The organism is Actinomadura miaoliensis, from assembly GCF_039536785.1.
Lineage (GTDB): Bacteria > Actinomycetota > Actinomycetes > Streptosporangiales > Streptosporangiaceae > Spirillospora > Spirillospora miaoliensis.
In genome coordinates this window covers 99,578-117,424 of sequence record NZ_BAAAZG010000020.1, presented here as the reverse complement: position 1 = coordinate 117,424, position 17,847 = coordinate 99,578, and the positions used below count along the sequence as shown (strand labels likewise).

General features: G+C 72.8%; 14 protein-coding genes. 6 read left to right on the top strand and 8 right to left on the bottom strand.

What is annotated here, in order from left to right; all coding sequences use genetic code 11:
* Positions 1-83: 83 nt before the first annotated feature.
* On the bottom strand, positions 84-1,352 hold the full coding sequence (locus tag ABD811_RS17455; RefSeq protein WP_344948301.1) for a flavin-dependent oxidoreductase: 1,269 nt from the start codon (positions 1,350-1,352) through the stop codon (positions 84-86).
* Between the two features lie 103 nt (positions 1,353-1,455).
* Here ABD811_RS17455 and ABD811_RS17450 point away from each other — a divergent pair, with 103 nt between their 5' ends.
* From ABD811_RS17450 to ABD811_RS17425, 6 genes are all read left to right on the top strand, one after another.
* Entirely contained in the window at positions 1,456-2,214 is a 759-nt protein-coding gene (locus tag ABD811_RS17450; RefSeq protein WP_344948298.1) for an IclR family transcriptional regulator, read from the top strand.
* Between the two features lie 212 nt (positions 2,215-2,426).
* Entirely contained in the window at positions 2,427-3,911 is a 1,485-nt protein-coding gene (locus ABD811_RS17445) for a UbiD family decarboxylase (RefSeq protein WP_344948295.1), read from the top strand.
* The gene (locus tag ABD811_RS17440) at positions 3,908-4,930 is read left to right on the top strand and encodes an ABC transporter substrate-binding protein (protein ID WP_344948292.1); all 1,023 of its coding nucleotides are present in this window, start codon (positions 3,908-3,910) and stop codon (positions 4,928-4,930) included. The genes ABD811_RS17445 and ABD811_RS17440 overlap by 4 nt, the downstream gene beginning before the upstream one ends.
* Positions 4,927-5,796 (top strand): ABC transporter ATP-binding protein, encoded by an 870-nt coding sequence (locus ABD811_RS17435; RefSeq protein ID WP_344948289.1) that lies wholly within the window; start codon positions 4,927-4,929, stop codon positions 5,794-5,796. The genes ABD811_RS17440 and ABD811_RS17435 overlap by 4 nt, the downstream gene beginning before the upstream one ends.
* Positions 5,793-6,635, top strand: a complete 843-nt coding sequence (locus ABD811_RS17430) for an ABC transporter permease (protein WP_344948286.1) — start codon at positions 5,793-5,795, stop codon at positions 6,633-6,635. The genes ABD811_RS17435 and ABD811_RS17430 overlap by 4 nt, the downstream gene beginning before the upstream one ends.
* On the top strand, positions 6,632-7,204 hold the full coding sequence (locus tag ABD811_RS17425; RefSeq protein WP_344948284.1) for a UbiX family flavin prenyltransferase: 573 nt from the start codon (positions 6,632-6,634) through the stop codon (positions 7,202-7,204). The genes ABD811_RS17430 and ABD811_RS17425 overlap by 4 nt, the downstream gene beginning before the upstream one ends.
* Positions 7,205-7,357: 153 nt before the next feature.
* On the opposite strand, the gene ABD811_RS17420 is transcribed toward ABD811_RS17425, so the two are convergent.
* From ABD811_RS17420 to ABD811_RS17390, 7 genes are all read right to left on the bottom strand, one after another.
* Complete coding sequence (locus ABD811_RS17420; protein WP_344948281.1) at positions 7,358-9,394, bottom strand: ATP-binding SpoIIE family protein phosphatase; 2,037 nt, start codon at positions 9,392-9,394, stop codon at positions 7,358-7,360.
* A 196-nt stretch (positions 9,395-9,590) separates the two neighbouring features.
* Positions 9,591-10,733, bottom strand: a complete 1,143-nt coding sequence (locus ABD811_RS17415; protein WP_344948280.1) for an iron-containing alcohol dehydrogenase — start codon at positions 10,731-10,733, stop codon at positions 9,591-9,593.
* Between the two features lie 248 nt (positions 10,734-10,981).
* Positions 10,982-12,328 (bottom strand): sensor histidine kinase, encoded by a 1,347-nt coding sequence (locus ABD811_RS17410; RefSeq protein ID WP_344948278.1) that lies wholly within the window; start codon positions 12,326-12,328, stop codon positions 10,982-10,984.
* A gap of 64 nt (positions 12,329-12,392) precedes the next feature.
* Positions 12,393-13,079 (bottom strand): response regulator transcription factor, encoded by a 687-nt coding sequence (locus ABD811_RS17405; protein WP_344948276.1) that lies wholly within the window; start codon positions 13,077-13,079, stop codon positions 12,393-12,395.
* A gap of 161 nt (positions 13,080-13,240) precedes the next feature.
* Positions 13,241-14,092 (bottom strand): LLM class F420-dependent oxidoreductase, encoded by an 852-nt coding sequence (locus tag ABD811_RS17400; RefSeq protein WP_344948275.1) that lies wholly within the window; start codon positions 14,090-14,092, stop codon positions 13,241-13,243.
* Positions 14,089-15,714 (bottom strand): hydantoinase B/oxoprolinase family protein, encoded by a 1,626-nt coding sequence (locus ABD811_RS17395; protein ID WP_344948273.1) that lies wholly within the window; start codon positions 15,712-15,714, stop codon positions 14,089-14,091. Before ABD811_RS17395 ends, ABD811_RS17400 begins: the two co-directional genes overlap by 4 nt.
* Entirely contained in the window at positions 15,711-17,795 is a 2,085-nt protein-coding gene (locus tag ABD811_RS17390; protein WP_344948271.1) for a hydantoinase/oxoprolinase family protein, read from the bottom strand. Before ABD811_RS17390 ends, ABD811_RS17395 begins: the two co-directional genes overlap by 4 nt.
* Between the last annotated feature and the right edge of the window lie 52 nt (positions 17,796-17,847).

The window sequence follows — 17,847 nt, the reverse complement described above, 5'->3', positions numbered from 1 at the left end:
GGCCCGCGTGCTGCGATCGCCCTGGCGTCCCGGCGCCCCGTCGTTTCACCTTCCGCCTGGTGCGGGACGCGGAACCGGCGTGCCTACAACGACTCCGACCTCACAGCTTCGGCCGAGTAGCCGGCGACTTCCTTGTAGCGCTGGGAGATCTGGGCCAGTTCCTCGGGCTTGATGACGTTCTCGATCGAGTCGAAGGGGCGGTCGCCGGTGCGGCGCCACACCTCGTGGATGATCAGGTCGGGCGGCGCGGTGCGGTTGGTGAGGACGACCTGGGAGGTCGCGGGAAGGCGTTCCGCCTCGTAGGCGCGCAGGGCCGTCGCCGGGTCGTCCCGGTCGGCCGCCAGGTGGCGGCGCAGGGCGCGGGCGTCGAGGATCGCCTGGCCGGCGCCGTTGGAGCCGCGCGGGACCATGGGATGGGCGGCGTCCCCGAGCAGGGTGACCCGGCCGAAGGTCCACCGGTCCAGCGGATCCTGGTCGACCATGGGGTACTCCAGGACGGTCTCGGAGGCGCGCATCATCGCGGGCACGTCCAGCCAGTCGAAGTGCCAGTCCTCGAAGGCCCCGATGAAGTCCTCCAGACGGCCCCGCCGGTTCCAGTCCCGCTGCCGGTGGTGGGGCGTCCGTATCTCGGCGACCCAGTTGAGCAGCTGGTCGCCGCCGGGCAGGTTCCGGATGGGGTAGGCCACGAGCTTGCCCTGGTCGATCCACCCTGCCCGCACCATGCTCGCCCCGGAGAGGAAGGGCGCTCCGACGGTTACTCCGCGCCACATGTTGATGCCGGAGTAGCGCGGCGCGCCCTCATGGGGATGGAACTGCTTGCGGATCGCCGAGTGGATGCCGTCGCACGCGACCACCGCCCGGGCGCGCACGGCGGGCAGTTCCGCATCCCGCGCCGAGGATCGGAACCAGGCGGTCACGCCGGTGTCGTCCGGCTCGACCCGTACGCACCGGTGGTCCAGCACCACCGCGTCGGATCCCAGCCGCTCCCGCACCGCCCGCAGCAGCACGGCCTGCAGGTCGCCGCGGTGGATGGAGTACTGGGGATACGGGTAGCCGGCGTGCCGCCCCGCGGGCTCCCGGTAGATGAGCTGGCCGAACCGGTTGAAGAACACGGCCTCCCGGGTGAGGACGCCGACCTCGTCCAGCGGCTCCCCCAGACCGAGCTGGTGCAGGATCCGGGTGGCGTGCGGCAGCAGGTTGATGCCCACCCCCACCGCGGCGACCTCTGGTACGGCCTCGTACACACGGCAGCCGATCCCCGCGTCATGCAGCTCGAGCGCGAGCACCAGCCCGGCTATGCCCGCGCCGACGATCAGGACCTCAGCTTCCGGCTCGGTGGAACGTCCCCGCATCAACACTCCTCGGTTCACTGCGCCCGGTCGAGCGCGGGCCCATCGTGCCATGTGTTGCAGAGAACGGACGTTCTTGCGCAAGGTTTTCTGTTATACACAACACATGTCGGAATCACTGCCCCCATACACCGTCGGCTCGGTCGACAAGGCGGCGCTCATCCTGCTCATGATCCGTGACCGCGGCGAGGTCCGGGTGACCGACGTCAGCGACGAGCTCGGAGTGGCCCGCTCCACCGCGCACCGCCTGCTGCTGACCCTGGCGCATCGCGGGTTCGTCGCGCAGGACCGCGTCGCCAAGTCCTACCGGGCGGGACGGGTGCTGGTGGAGATCGGGCTGTCCGCGGTCGGCGGACTGGACGTGCGGCGCAAGGCGAGGCGCCATATGGAACGGCTGGCCGAGGAGTTGCACGAGACGGTCAACCTGCTCGTACTCGAAGGCAACGGCGTGCGCTTCATCGACGGCGTCGAGGGCGACCGGCCGCTGCGCGTATCCTCGCGCACCGGCGTGCTGCTGCCGGCGCACGCCACCTCGGGCGGCAAGGTCCTGCTCGCGGAGTTGCCCGACGAGGAGGCCCTCGCGCTGTTCCCGGACGGCCTGCCCCGGGTCACCGAGCGCACCATCACCGACCCGGACGCGCTCCGCGCCGAGCTGCGCAGCGTGCGCGACCTGGGATACGGGGTGAACCACGAGGAGAGCGCGTCGGGCCTGGACGCGGTCGCGGTCTGCGTCCGCGACCACCTGGGCCGGGCGCTGGCGGCGCTGGCGGTGAGCCTGCCGCACCAGCGGATGACCCAGGGCCTGCTGCACACCATCCTGCCGCCGCTGCGCGCGACCGCCGAGGCGATCAGCCGGGACCTCTGACCGGGCCCGCAGCCCCCCGACGGTCCAGTTGTTGCGTCATACAGAATCCGTTGTCGGTGGATTCCCTTTCACGGAACGAGGGCGTTACTTTCGGGCAACGCACGAGCCGATCAGAGCTCCGGGCTCCGCGCCACGAAACGGGTAGATGCCATGAATCACCGCCACAACGGCTATGACTGTATGACCTCGCGTGCCTGCCGGGGCACCGCGCGATGAGCTACAACGATTACGACGGACCGCACGCCGACCTGCGGGAACTGATCGAGCGGATCGACCGGGCCGGTCAGCTGGTCCGGGTCGGCGGCGTCGACCCCCATCTGGAACTGGGGACGCTGATCGAGCTCATCGCGCACCGCGGCGGCGAGGGCGGGCCCGCGGTCCTGTTCGACGAGCTCGTCGGGGCCAGGCCCGGTCACCGGGCCTTCTCCGGCGCGACCAACTCGGCCGAACGGCTGGCGCTCACCCTCGGCCTGCCGGTCCCGGATCATCCGCTCGACGTGGTCCGTGCCTACCGCGACCGGATGAAGACCCATACGCCGATACCGCCGGTGACCGTTGACACCGGTCCGGTGCTGGAGAACGTGCACCGCGACGACGAGGTCGACGTGACCTCGCTCGTCGCGCCCTTCCTGCATGAACGCGACGGCGGCCGCTACATCGGCACCGACGACCTGGTCATCATGCGCGACCCGGACGACGGCTGGGTGAACATCGGGACGTACCGGGTCATGGTGCACGGTCCCGACCGGGTGGGCCTGTGGATGTCACCGGGCAAGCAGGGCAGGCAGATCCGGGAGAAGTACTTCTCCCGCGGCGAGCCGTGCCCGGTGCTGATCTCCTGCGGCCACGACCCACTACTGTTCCTGGCCTCGGGGAACGAGCTGCGTTATGGCCTGTCGGAGTACGACTACGCCGGGGGCCACCGGGGCGTTCCGTTCGAGGTGGTGGAGTCCGAACTGCACGGGCTGCCCATGCCCGCCGCCGCCGAGCTGGTCCTGGAAGGCGAGATGTACCCGGGTGAGGTCGCCCCGGAAGGGCCGTTCGGCGAGTTCACCGGCTACTACGCGGGCGGGCAGTCCGACCAGCCGGTGGTGCGGATCCGCAGGGTCTACCACCGCGACGACCCCATCGTGACCGTCGCCTCCCCCATCCGGCCCCCGTCCAACTTCTCCTACAGCAAGTGCGTGATGAAGGCCGGGATGATCTGGGACGAGGTGGAGCGCGCGGGTCTGTCCGGCGTGCGGGGCGTGTGGTGCCACGAGGCCGGTGCCGCACGGCTGTTCAACGTCATCTCCATCAAGCAGGCGTACGACGGGCACGCCACGCAGGCCGGGCTGCTCGCCGCCTCCTGCCAGTCCGGCTCGTACCTGGGCCGGTTCGTCGTCGTGGTGGACGACGACATCGACCCGACCAACACCTTCGACGTGCTCTGGGCGATGTCGACGCGGTGCGATCCGGCCGAGGACATCGAGATCATCCGCCGGGCGTGGAGCGGGCCGCTGGACCCGCGCATCCCGCGCGGGCAGACCCACAACTCGCGCGCCGTCATCTCGGCGGTGCGCCCCTACCACCGCCTCGCCGAATTCCCGCCGGTCGCCGAGGCCGGCCCCGAGCTGCGCGACCGGGTCGAGCGCAAGTTCGCCGACGTCCTGGCCCGGCTCGACGCTCCCCTCTCGTCATCGGAGGACCTGAAATGAGACGACTTCCCCTCGTCGCCGCGGTCGCCGCGCTCCTGGGCACCGCCGGGTGCGGGGGCGCCGGCGCGGCGAGCTCCGGCGGCTCCACCACCCTCAGGTACGGAATCTACGAACCGGGCGCCGACTCGGGCTACCTGCTGATGGGCCAGGAGAAGAACTTCTTCGCCAAGCACAAGGTCAAGGTGGAGGTCGTCCGGTTCAACAGCGTCCAGCAGGCGTTCCCCGCGCTGCTGGCCAAGCAGGTCGACGTCGTCCAGGGCAATCCGAGCGAGGCGCTGCTCGGCACGCAGAAGGGCGCGAAGCTGAAGTTCGTCGGCTCCACCATGCCCGGGCAGAACTACGCGCTGTACGCCAAGCCGAGCGTGACCTCCTTGTCCGCCGTGTCGGGCGCCACGCTGGGCGTCTCCACCCCGACCGGGCTGCCCGCCGTGGTCGCCAAGGCGATGCTGCTGCAGTCGGGGGTGGACCCGTCCAAGGTGAAGCTGGTCAACGCTGGGGGCTCGCCGGACCGGTACAAGGCGGTCGTGTCCGGCCGCCTCCAGGTGGCCTCCGCGCCGCTGGACTACAGCTCCCAGGCGCAGAAGGACGGCATGAAGGTCCTCGCCCGGGCCAAGGACGTGGTCCCCGACTTCCCCCGGTACGCGCTGATCACCCGCGACGACGTGCTGAAGTCCAAGGGCGCCGAGGTGACGGGTCTCATCGCCGGGCTGGTCGAGGGCATCCGGTACGCCGACACGCACAAGGACGAGGCGGCGGCGCTGGCCGCCAAGACCCTCAATGTCGCGGTGACCGATCCGGTGATCAGCTCGACGTACCAGGAGTTCCACGACGGCGGCTATCTCGCCATGAACGGCGAGATCCCGGTCGAGCAGATCAAGTACCTCGCCGACCTGCAGGTCAAGCTCGGCATCACCAAGTCGCCGGTGCCGGTGGACCCGATGGTGGACGACAGCTACCGCAAGAAGGCCATCGCCGAGATCGGCGAGGTGGCGGCCAACTACTACGGAGCCGCCAAGTGACCACCAAGGCCTCCCCGTCCCGGACCGGGGCGGACCGGGACACCGATGTCATCGTGGACGTGCAGAACGTCTGCAAGTCCTTCCGGGACGACCGGGGCCGCGAGGTCCACGCGCTGCGCGACGTGTCGTTCCAGGTGCGGCGGTCGGAGATCGTGGCGCTGACCGGCCAGAGCGGCTGCGGCAAGACCACGCTGCTGAGGATCATCATGGGCCTGGAGCGGCCCACCTCCGGAGGCGTGTCCGTGAACGGCGTGCGGGTGCGCGGCTGCGGACCGGACCGGGGCATCGTGTTCCAGAACGCCGAACTGCTGCCCTGGCGGACCGCGCTCGGGAACGTGGAGTTCGGCCTGGAGGCCCGCGGCATGCCCAAGGAGAAGCGGCGGGAGGTCGCCCGGCAGGCGATCGAGCTGGTCGGGCTGGGCCATGCCGCGCACCGCAGGCCGCACGAGCTGTCCGGGGGCATGCGCCAGCGGGTGGGCATCGCCCGCGCGCTGGCCATCGATCCCGCCGTGCTGCTGATGGACGAGCCATTCTCCGCGCTGGACGCCCAGACCCGGGAGAACATGCAGGCCGAGCTGCTCGACATCCACGCCCGGACCGGCAAGACCATCGTGTTCGTCAGCCACGACCTGGACGAGTCGGTACTGCTCGCCGACCGGGTGGTCACGCTGGTGCCCGACCCGGGCCGGGTGCACGGCGTACTCGACACCTCCGTCGGCGCCGGGACGCCGCTGGACGAACGGCGCGGTTCACCGGAGCTCGCCGCGCGCCGCCATGAGCTGTGGCGGCTCATCCACGGCCGCGAGGTCGAGCGGCCTCAGAAGGGGCCGGAGCCGCACGAGTCGTACAAGGAGGAGCGCGCATGACGGCGTTGGCGGAACCTGCCGCCCCGGGCGCCGAGGACGAGGGCGCCCTGGCGGGGAAGTCTCGGGCGGGGCGGCGGTCCTGGCGCGACCGGCTGGTGACGGCGGGCGCCGTCATCGTGCTGCTGGCGATCTGGGAGATCGCGGCCCGGCAGGTGGAGCCGATCCTGGCCGCGCCGCCCAGCAGGGTGCTGCGGGCCATGGTCACCATGACCCAGGACGGCTCGCTGCCCAAGGCGGTGCTGGAGACCGCCAAGCCGTTCGCCGCGGGTTACCTGCTGGCCATCGTGGCCGGCGTGCCGATCGGGCTGCTCGTCGGCAGGTTCCGGGTCGTCGAGGCGGCCCTGGGCTGGCTCGTGATCGCGGGCTATGCCATGCCGATGATCGCGCTGATCCCGGTGTTCGTGCTGTGGTTCGGGCTGGGCTTCGCGGTCAAGACGGTGATGGTGATGGTGATGACGGTCTTCGCCATCATCATCAACACCTGGAACGGGGTGCAGAACGTGCCCCGGACGACGATCGAGGTGGGCACGGCGTTCAACGCCTCGCAGGCGCGGATCCTGCGGCAGATCGTGATCCCCTCCGTGATTCCGTCGATCATGACCGGGCTGCGGATCGGTATCGGCAAGGCCGTCATCGGCATCGTCATCGCGGAGTTCTTCACCGCGCTCGGCGGGCTCGGCGGGGTCATCGTGGAGGCCGGGCACAGCTTCCAGCCGGACCGGATGTTCGCCGCCGTCGTGGTGCTGATGGTGGCCGCCGTCGTGCTGACGTGGCTGATCGGCCTCGCGGAGCGGCGGATCGCACCATGGAACCGCTCGCTCACCGGAGACGGGCAGTGAGCGCGCCGCGCCGGGTCATCGTCGGCGTGTCGGGCGCGACGGGCACCGCGCTGGCGGTGCGGACGCTGCGGCTGCTCGGCGCAGCGGGGATCGAACGGCATGTGGTGGTGAGCCCGGCGGCCCGGCGGACGGCCGCCCACGAGATGCCGGACGCCGAGTTCGGCGAGCACGCCGAGGCGGTGCACAACTTCCGCGACATCGGCGCCTCCATCGCCTCCGGGTCCTACCCGGTGGACGCCATGGTGGTAATCCCCTGCAGTGTCCGGACGCTCGGCGCCATCGCCGCCGGGATCGCGGACAACCTGCTGGTGCGGGCCGCCGACGTCACGTTGAAGGAGCGCAGGCCGCTGGTGCTGTGCGTCCGCGAGACCCCGCTGCACCTCGGCCACCTGCGCGCGATGGTCACCGCCACCGAGATCGGCGCGATCATCGCACCCCCGATGCCCGCCTTCTACGCGGCCCCCGAGTCGATCGACGATGTGGTGGACCACACGGTCGCGCGGACGCTGTCGCTCATCGGGGTTGAGGCGCCGGGCGCCCCGCCGTGGCAGGGCACCCGCTCCTCCTAGAGCCGGACGGGCGCGGACGATGACGCTGGAGCGGGCCGAGCCGGCCCGCTGCCTGTGAGCGCGCCCACCGTCCCGGCCGGTCGGGATCCTCGCGGCCCCCGGCCGGCCGGCGGCGATCGGTGAAGCGGGGACGGACGCAGGAGCGCGCCGCGTTCAGTCGGGGATGGACTGTTCGGTCCAGATGGTCTTGCCGCTGCAGGTGTAGCGGGTGCCCCAGCGTTGGGCGAGGGCGGCGACGAGCTGCAGGCCGCGGCCGCCCTCGTCGGTGGGGGCGCTGCGGCGGATCAGGGGGGTGGTGAGGCTGCCGTCGGACACCTCGCAGATCAGCGTGCGGCTGCGCAGGAGGCGGACGCGGAGCGGGCCCTTGGCGTGCCGGATGACGTTGCCGACCAGTTCGCTCACCAGGAGCTCGGTGGTCATGAGCAGATCAGAGAGGTCCCAGGCGGCCAGCTGGCGCCGGACGAGCTCGCGGGCCTGGCCGGCGGCCTTGGGGTCCTCGGGCAGCGCCCACGAGGCGATGTTGTCGGGAGCGAGCCGATGCGTGCGCACGAGCAGGAGCGCGGCGTCGTCGCCGGCCCGGTGGCTCGGCGGGATGAAGGCGGCGGTGAGGGTGTCGCACACCGTCTCCAGCGACGCGGCCGCCCCGTTGCGCGCGGTGGCGCTGAGCGTCCGCGCGAGCTGCGCCATGCCCTTGTCGATGTCGCGGTCGGCCGCCTCGACGAGTCCGTCGGTGTAGAGGACCAGCAGGCTGCCGTCGGGCAGGTTGACGGAGGCCGTGTCGATCGGCGGAGAGGCCGCGCCCAGCGGCGGGTTGCCCGCGGTCGTCAGGTAGGTGACGGTGCCGCCGTGCGAGACGACGGCGGGCGGGGGGTGGCCGGCGCAGCCGAAGGCGAAGTCGCCCGTGACCGGGTCGTAGATGCCGTACAGGCAGGTGGCGTAGCTGTCCTCGCCCAGGTCGCCGACGATGCCGTTGAGGCGGTCGAGGATGTCATCGGGGGCCAGGTCGAGGTCCGACAGGGTGCGGACGGCGGTGCGCAGGCGCCCCATGGTGGCGGCCTCCGACAGGCCGTGGCCCATGACGTCGCCGATGACCAGGGCGACCCGGTCGGCCGACAGCGGGATGATGTCGTACCAGTCGCCTCCGACCTCCGTCCCGTTCCCGGCGGGCTGGTAGTGGGCGGCGGCCGAGACGGCGGGCAGTGACGGCAGGTCGCGGGGCAGCAGGTCGCGCTGGAGCTCCCGGGCGCGCGCGGCGGCGGCGTCGTACAGGCGCGCCCGTTCCAGCGCCTGGGCGATCAGGCTGCTGAGCGCGGTGAGCAGGGTGCGTTCCTCCTCGCCGAGACGGCAGGGCCGGTCGAACGAGAGGACGCCGACGCCGATGGCGCGTCCCGACGCGATGAGCGGCAGGAACACCCGGGCGTCCTTGTCCACGGACATGGGGAAGTCGCCCACCTGGGGGTAGCGCGCGATCAGTTCGTCGCCCGACTCGAAGAACAGCGGGATGCGGGTCCGCAGCACCTCCCCTATGGGCGAGTCGTCGGGGAACGGTTCGCCGGAGAGCTGGTCGATCAGCTCGCCGCTGTAGCCGGTGATGCCGACGAGGTAGAGGCGGACGTTCTCCACCGTGGCGATGATGAGTCCCGAGGCGTGGAAGGCCGGCAGGACGCTGTCGGCGAAGGCGGTGACGACGTCCTGGGTGGTCACGGCCTCGGCGAGGGCCCAGGTGAGCTGCTCCATGAGCGCCGCGCGGTCGGCGGCCTGCCCGGTGCCCCCGGGCCCGGCCCCGGGCGGGCACCGGTCGGAGATGTCGGTGATGGTGAGGGTGAAGCCGTCGGGGACCGGGATGATCCGCAGGCGGTACCACCAGTCGCCGCCCGGCAGGGTGATCTCCAGGTCGGCCGGCACGTCGTCGGCCATGGCCGTACGGCAGCGGTCCGCCAGCTCGGGCACGCCGCGGAACGCGGGCACGTCCCACAACCGCCGTCCGATCATGCGGTGCGAGGAGCCGAGCAGGCGGTCCGCCGCCTCGTTGGAGTAGGCGATCCGCCCGTCCGCCTCGACGAAGAGGAAGCCGTCACTCATGTGCCGCAGGGCACGCCCGACCGAGCCGAGGGCGGCGTACGTTTCGGTACCGCCTCCCGCGGCGCCGACCAGTCCGACCGACCGGCCCTCCCCAGACCATTCGTTCACCGAGCCCCCTCCCCCGGACGAAGCCGTCCCGGCACCGCCGTGGCCGACCTGCTCCCGGCGGCGGGACCTTTTGCTCCGAGGAGCGGGAAATTTCCGATTCCGCCAGTAACGATAGAGGCCGCCGGGCATCCGGCGTGGCGAGCGTTCTGCCGCCCGCCGTTGTTTTTAGGGATATTTGAGAATTTCTTGGAGACGGTCACAGCGCTTCACGGAACAGCTGCTCGACGTCGCTCTCGGTCGCCTCGCGCGGGTTGGTCGCCATGCAGGCGTCCTTGAGGGTGGTCGCCGCGAGCCGGGGGATCGCCTTCTCCGTCAGGCCGACGGCCCTCAGCCCCCCGGGTACGCCCACCGCGTCGGCCAGCCGCTCGACCTTGTCGGCGAGCAGGTACGCGGCGTCCTCCGGGGAGCACCTGCCGACGTCGATGCCCGCGGCGGCGGCCAGCGGGACGTAGCGGCTCGGGTCCGTCCGCGCGTTGAACCTGATCACGTGCGGGAGCAGCACGCCGTTGATGACGCCGTGCGGGGCGTCCAGCAGGCCGCCCACCTGGTGGCTCATGGCGTGGGTGGCGCCGAGGATGGCGCTGGTGAAGGCCATTCCGGCCTCCAGCGCGCCCTGGGCCATCGCCATCCGCGACCCGGCCTCCTCGGGACGGTCCATGGTGCGGTCCAGATGGCGGACCACCAGGCGCACCGCGTCCAGCGCCCGCCGGTCGGTGAGCGGGCTGTGCGCCCGCGACACGAACGACTCGATCCCGTGGGTGAGGGCGTCCAGCCCGGTCGCGGCGTTCAGCCACTCCGGCATCGTGGTCAGCAGCCGCGGGTCGATGATCGAGATGTCCGGCACGACCGCCTCGCTGATGATGACGGCCTTCACCAGGTGCACCGTGTCGGTGACGACCGCGAACTGGGTGACGTCCGATCCGGTGCCCGAGGTGGAGGGCACCATCATGGTGGGCGGGAGCGGCCGCGTGACCCGGTCGACGCCCTCGTAGTCGAGGATCCGGCCGCCGTTGCCGGCCAGGATCGCCACGCTCTTGGCCGCGTCGATGCAGGAGCCGCCGCCCAGGCCGATCACCATGTCGCAGGAGTTGTCCCGGTAGGCGGCGAACGCCGCCTCGACCTCGTAGTCCTTGGGGTTCGGCGTGATGTCGTGCCACACGACGGGACGGAGTCCCGACAGACGCAGGTGCCCGACGGCCTCGGCGACCCATCCCGCCTCGACCAGGCCCGGATCGGTCACCAGGAACGGCCGGTGCGCGCCGCCGCGCAGCGCGCAGCAGCCCACGTCGGCCAGCGCCCCGGGGCCGAAGACGATCTCGGGGGTGCCCGTTCTGGCCACTCTCGTCTGAGCGGGGACCGACTCCAGATTCTTCGTCCGCGGGCCAGTGAGTTCCACCGCGTCCACGCTTCCGCACATCCGGAATATCCGTCCCGCGCCGGACGGTCGTCCATGCGGCGCCGGCCGGATGCCAAGGAATTCCGGTGCGCTCACTGGTGAGAAAAGCCTTGGCCGTAAAAAGTATACGCGCAGGTCAGCCGCCTTGCCTGCCTCGTCGCGCCCCACGAGACACAACGCGGCTGCGGAATTCAGGTGCGCGAGTGGCGGCGGCGGACCAGGCGGCGGGAGCGCCGGGGCGGGGGCAGCCATTTGGTGCGGAACCACATCTGGACCTGGGCGCCGCCCAGGACGGAACGGTGGATCCGCAGGTAGCCGCCGGTGGCTTCGGCGGCGCGGCGGGCGATGTCCAGGCCGAGGCCGGTGGAGCCGCCGCCGCTGCGGCCCCGCTGGAGGGCCGCGTCGGGGTCGGCGATGCCGGGGCCCGCGTCGGCGACCAGGATCCCGGTGATGCCCTCGCCGACGTGCAGGGTGACGGCGAAGCCGGTGCCTTCGGGGGTGTGGCGGAAGACGTTGCCGAGAAGGGCGTCCACGGCGGCGGCCAGCTCGGTGGCGGGCAGCGGCAGCGGCGCCGGGCGGTCGGCGCCGATCAGTTCGCAGCCGCGGCCCTCGTCCTCGGCCAGGACGGACCAGAACTCGACGCGTTCCCGCAGCACCTTGGCGGCGTCGCAGCTGCCGCGGCCCTGCGGGCGGCGGACGGTGCGGATGATCTGGTCGACCTCGCGTTCGATGCGGTCGACGGCCTCGCGGGTCTGGTCGGCCACGGGACCCGCGCCCAGGGCCTCGGCGTTCAGCCGCAGCGCGGCGAGGGGCGTGCGCAGGCGGTGGGACAGGTCGGCGGCCATCTCCCGTTCGGCGGCCAGGAGCTGGACGACGTGGTCGGCCATGGCGTTGAAGGCGGTGCCGGCCTCGACCAGTTCGGGCGGGCCGTCCGGTTCGATGCGGACGCTCAGGTCGCCCGCGCCGAAGGCGCCCGCCGCCTCGGCCAGGCGCCGGGTGGAGCGGATCATGCGGGCGCCCAGCCGGTCGGCGACGGCGACCGAGCCGGCGACCAGCGCGGCGGCGACGGCGGTCATGACGCTCCACGCCTGCCAGACGCCCCGGGTCAGTTCCTCGTCGGGGATGAAGACCTCGACGACGGCGGTGCGGCCCGCGTCCAGCGCGACGGGCTGCAGCAGGGCCCACCCGCCGGGGACGCGGGCGGTGTGCCAGCGGCCGCGGCGGCCGGCCTCGGCGAGCTGCTCGGGGCGGGCGCGGACGGCCTCGCCGCCGGTCTGCTCGGGCACCACGGTGCCGTCGGGCATGTGCACGGCCATCCGGCGGGCGGCGCCCGCCTGGGTGCTGGCGACGGCGCGTTCGAGGGCGGCCGGGTCCTCGGTGACGACGAGCACGGGGCCGAGGGCGCTGGCCTGCCGTTCGGCGGTGGTCAGCGCCCGGTCGCGGGCGATCTCACGCACGGTCAGCGCCAGCGGGATGAGGAACGCCAGCGCGACCATGGAGGTGACCGCCAGCGACACCAGCACCAGCGTGCGCCTCACGCTCGCCTCCGCGCCACGACACCGTCCCGGCGAGTCGTACGGTCCGCGGCCGGCCGCGGTTCGATCACGCCCTGTCGTCGGGCTCGGCGAGCCGGACGCCGACGCCGCGCACCGTGTGCAGGTAGCGGGGCTTGGCGGCGGTCTCGCCCAGCTTGCGGCGCAGCCAGGACAGGTGGACGTCGATGGTCTGGTCGTCGCCGTAGGCCTGGCGCCACACCTCGGCCAGCAGCTCGCGGCGCGCCACCACGCGGCCGGGACGGGCGGCCAGGTAGGCCAGCAGGTCGAACTCGCGCCGGGTGAGCTCCAGCGGCGCGCCGTCCAGGGTGACCTCGCGGCGGTCCAGGTCGATGCGCAGGCCGCCCACGCGCAGCTCGGCGGTCGGGCCCGAGCGGGACGCGCGGCGCAGCACCGCGGTGAGCCGGGCGCTCAGGTGCTCGGCCGAGAACGGCTTGATCAGATAGTCGTCGGCGCCCGCGTTGAGCAGCCGCACGATCTCCGGCTCGTCGTCGCGGGCGGTCGCGATGATGACCGGCACGTCCGACACGCCGCGCAGCATCTTCAGCACCTCGCCGCCGTCCAGGTCGGGCAGCCCGAGGTCGAGTATCACCACGTCGGGAGGCGTCTGGGTGACCTCGCGCAGCGCGTCCATCGCGGTCCCCGCGCTGCGCACCACGTGCGACCGCGCGCTCAACTCCCGGATCAGGGCGGTACGGACGTTCGCGTCGTCCTCCACCACCAGCACACTCGCCATGCCCGAACCGTATGCCACCATGTGGTAGTGCGTCGCGGGATGTCATATGTTGCCCCTGGGGACCACATTTCCTCGGTGATTGCCAGTCGGTACCGGCACGCCCCGATCGTGCGGATGTACGAGTATGTCGGACAGGTCACCCCAGACCGCACAACCCTTGATCAGGTCGCGTGTCGCACCCCGTACCGCGCGGCGAAGTCGATGAGCGCCGGGACGGCGTCGCGGGTGCGGGTCCAGGGGCGGACGATCAGACGGTCGACGCCCAGGCGTTCCCAGTGGCGGATCTCGTCGGGGCCGGACAGTTCGTAGGCGTGCACGGTGATCTCGAACGGGGCGTCGGCGCGTCCGGCGGTGGCGCGCAGCTCACGGAGAAGGTCGAGTTTCGGGCGGACGCCCCGCAGGGTCTGCGGCATGCTGATCCAGCCGTCGCACAGGGTCGCGGCGCGGCGCAGGGCGGCGCGTGACTCGCCGCCCGCGTGGACGGGCAGCGGGCGCTGGACGGGTTTGGGTTCGAACGCCACCTGGGGGAAGTCGAAGAACTCGCCGTGGTGCTCGACCGTCTTGTCCGTCCACAGGCGGCGGGAGACGGCGATGGCCTCGTCGAGGCGCCGGCCGCGGGTGGCGAAGTCGACTCCGGCGGCCAGCCATTCGCCCTCGTACCAGCCCGCGCCGACGCCGACGACGGCGCGGCCGCCGGAGATCTGGTCCAGGGTGGCGAAGGCGCGGGCGGCGATGAAGGGGTGACGCAGTCCGTAGAGGTAGACGGCGGTGCCCAGCCGTACGTGTTCGGTGACGGCGGCCAGCGCGCACAGGTAGGCGGGCGCGTCGAACAGCGGCGTCTGCGGGCGGATGCCGGGTTTGCCGGTGCCGGGGTAGGTGGCGGTGGACAGGTCGGTGGTGAAGACCAGGTGTTCCGGCAGCCACACCGATTCGAAGCCGAGGCGGTCGGCCGCCACGGCGAGGTCGCGCCAGGCCCCGGGGTGGACCAGTCCGAGCGGTACGCCGAACCTCACGACCCCTCCCAGTGGGTGACGCGGCCGTCGGCGAGGTCGCGTTCGACGGCCTCGGGCGCGCGGGCCGCGGGGTCGCCGTATCCGCCGCCGCCCGAGGTCTCGACGACCAGGGCCTCCCCGGCGGCCAGCGGCTGGCGGGTGGCCTTGGTGCCGAGCGGTTCGCGGGTGCCGTCGGCGCGTTCGCGGTAGTAGCCGCCCGCGCGGCCGGGACGGCCGCCGGACGCGCCGGGCGGGGGACGCAGCAGCCGGTCGCCGCGCGTGTCGACGCGGGCGTCCTCCAGCATGCGGATCACGGTGCGGGTGCCGAGCCCGCCCCGGTGGCGGCCGGCGCCGCCCGAGTCGGGGATCAGCGAGACCTCCTCGATCCGGACGGGCAGCCGCGCCTCGATCGGCTCGGCCTGCGGGATGATGTTGCGTCCGCCGCCGAACAGCGCGCCGGTGGCGTCGGGGCCGTCGCAGCCGTCGCGGGCGCCCATGCCGCCGAGATCGAACGACATGTGCAGCCAGGGGCGGCGCGCGCCGCTGACGCTGAACGCCTGCAGGATGCCGGACGCGGCGACGCCGCCCGTGGGCAGCGCGCCGGTGAGGGCCGCGAAGATGGCCTCCTCGGCGGCGGCCACGGTGCCGAAGCGGCCTCCGCCGGGGTACGGGGGCGTGCAGTTGACGAGGGTGCCGCGGGGCATGCGCACGTCGACGGGGGCGAAGCAGCCCTCGTTCATGGGCAGGGCCGGGTCGACGAAGCAGCGCAGCGCGTACATGACGCCGCCGTGGGTCTGGGAGAAGCCGGAGTTGACGGGCAGCGGGACCTGCTCGTCGGTGCCGTCGAAGTCGACCACGGCGCCGCCGGCGCCGTCCACGGTGACGGCGACGCGGACCAGGTGGCCGTCGTCGAGCCGGTACTCGCCGTGGTGGGTGCCGGGCGGCAGGGCGGCCAGGCCGTCGCGCATGCGGCGTTCGGTGTGGGCGAGGTAGTCCTCGACGCCGCGGGCCAGGCCGTCCGGGGTGTGGGCGTCGATGATCTCTTCGAGGCGGCGGGCGGCGACGTTCGCGCCCGCGACGAGCGCGCGCAGGTCGCCGACGAGCCGGTCGGGGGTGCGGCTGTTGGCGGCCAGCACGCGCACCATCTCGTCCACCAGGCCGTCGGCGGTGGCGACGCGGACGGGCGGCAGCTGCAGGCCCTCCAGGTAGACGTCGGTGGCGTCGGAGGCCATGCCGCCCGCCGACAGCCCGGACAGGTCGGCGACGTGGATGAGCGTCCCGGTGAAGTAGGCGGGGGCGCCGTCCACGAAGACCGGGCGGAACACCAGCAGGTCGTTGGCGTGGATGCCGCCCTGGTAGACGTCGTTGAGCGCGAACACGTCGCCGGGGCGCATCGTGGCGGGCGGGTAGGCGCGCAGGACGTACGGCAGGGCGCTGCGCAGGCTGGCGCACTGGATGAGCGCCGTCGACAGGGAGTGCGCGACGAGGCGTCCGCGCGCGTCCAGGACGGCGGCGGCCGCGTCGGCGCCCTCCACGATGAACGTGGAGTAGGCCGAGCGCACCACGACGATGCCCGCCTCCTCGGCGGCCACGCACAGCGCGTTGCGCAGGATCTCGGCGGTGAGGTCGTCGCCGCCGCTCATGTCGTGCCTCCTTCGAGGAGCAGGGCGCCGTCCCGGTCGACGGTGCCGCGCCAGCCGGGCGGGATGAGGAGCGAGCACTGGGGCTCGGTGACCAGGCATGGGCCGGGCAGCTCGGTACCTGGGGCGCAGCCGTCGCGGGGGTGCACGGGGACGTCGCGGAAGGCGCCGTCCAGCCACACCGGGCGGGTGCCGTCCGATGGCGGGCCGTGGCGTGCCGTGTGCGTCGACGTGACGGACCCGGACGGCAGGACGACGCGCACCCTCGCCGTGGTCACCTCCACCGGGTCGCGCAGCTCGATGCCGTACGACTCGTGGTAGCGCTTGTAGAACTCGTCGGTGGCGCCCTGCACGACCTCGGGCGTGACGGGGCCGGACGGCAGTTCGACGGTGAACGCGTGGGCCTGCCCGATGAACCGCATCCCCAGCGACCGCACGACCGTGCCGGGCTCGCCGGTCTCCAGGTCGGCGCGTGCGGCGCGTTCCAGGTCGGCCAGGACGGACGCCAGTTCGCCGAGCGTGTCGCGGCTCGCCGAGCAGGAGACGAGCGTGCTCACCGGGGCGAGGAACGTGCGGGCCCGTTCGATGGCCAGGTCGGCGTACAGCAGCCCGACGGCGGAGCCGACGCCGGCCTGCGGCGGCACCAGCACCCGGCCGATGCCGAACCGCTCGGCCAGCCGGACGACGTGCGTGGGGGCGGCGCCGCCCAGGGCGACCAGGGTGAAGCCGCGCGGGTCGATGCCGCGCCGCACGGTGACGACGTGGACGGCGGCGCCCATCTGCGCGTTGGCGATGTCGTGGATCGCGGCCGCCGCCTCCACCACGTCGACGCCGAGCGGGCGGGCGACGTGCTCGGCGATCGCGGCGCGCGCCAGGTCGGGCGACAGGCGGAACTCGCCGAAGCCGCCGGGGTCGAGGTGGCCGAGGACGAGGTCGGCGTCGGTGACGGTGGGCAGGGTGCCGCCGCGTCCGTAGCAGGCGGGTCCGGGGTCGGCGCCGGCGCTGCGCGGGCCGACGCGCAGGGTGCCCGCGTCCACCCAGGCGATGGAGCCGCCGCCCGAGCCGACCTCGGCCAGGTCGATCGCGGGGACCTTGATGGGCACGCCGGTGCCGGGGCGGCGTCCGCCGAAGCTGCCCTTGCCGCCGACCTGGAACTCGTGGGTGATGCCGGGGCGTCCGCCCCGTACCAGCCCGGCCTTGGCGGTGGTGCCGCCCATGTCGAAGGAGATGAGGTCGGCCAGGCCGCGTCGCGCGCCCTGTCGGGCGGCGGCGATGACTCCGGCGGCGGGACCCGACTCGATGGTGTAGACGGCGCGGGCGGCGGCGAGCGCGGCGGGCAGCACGCCCCCGGCCGACTCCATCACGTGCACGGGGGCGGTGACGCCGAGGGCGCGCAGCCGTCCGCCGAGGCGTCGCAGATACGCCGCCATGACGGGGCCGACGTAGGCCGACATCAACGTCGTGGTGGCCCGTTCGTACTCGCCCAGTTCGGGCCACACCGACGACGAGGTGACCACGGGGGTGCCCTGGGGGAGCCGCGCGGTGATGATGTCGGCCAGGCGGTTCTCGTGGACGGGGTTGAGGTAGGAGTGCAGCAGGCATATCGCCACCGCCGACACGTCCAGGGACGCGATGTCGTCGGCGACGCGCGCGGCGGCGTCCTCGTCCAGGGGCTGGAGCACCGCGCCGTTGGCGGCGATGCGTTCGGGCACGGCGAACGTGTGCGTCAGGGGGACGGGCGGTTCGGGGGGCTCGAACGCCAGGTCGTAGCGCTCCTCCTCCACGCGGGCGCGCCGCCCGAGCGCCAGCATCGACCGGAAGCCGCGCGTGGTGACGAACGCGACGGGCACCCCGGTGCGTTCCAGGATGACGTTGGTGGCGAGTGTGGTCGCGTGGACGAACCGGTCGACGGCCTGCGGCGGCGTGCCCGACGCGGCGAGCACCTGCTCGACGCCGCGCAGCAGCCCCTCGGTGGGGTCGGCGGGCGTGGTGAGCGTCTTGGCGACGTGCACCCGGCCGTCTGTCCCGGCAAGGACCACGTCGGTGAACGTGCCGCCGACATCGCTGGCAAGGGTGATGCCCATGGACGCGTCCTCCCCGCTGCCGGCGGCCCGCCTGACCGCCGCCACCAACCTA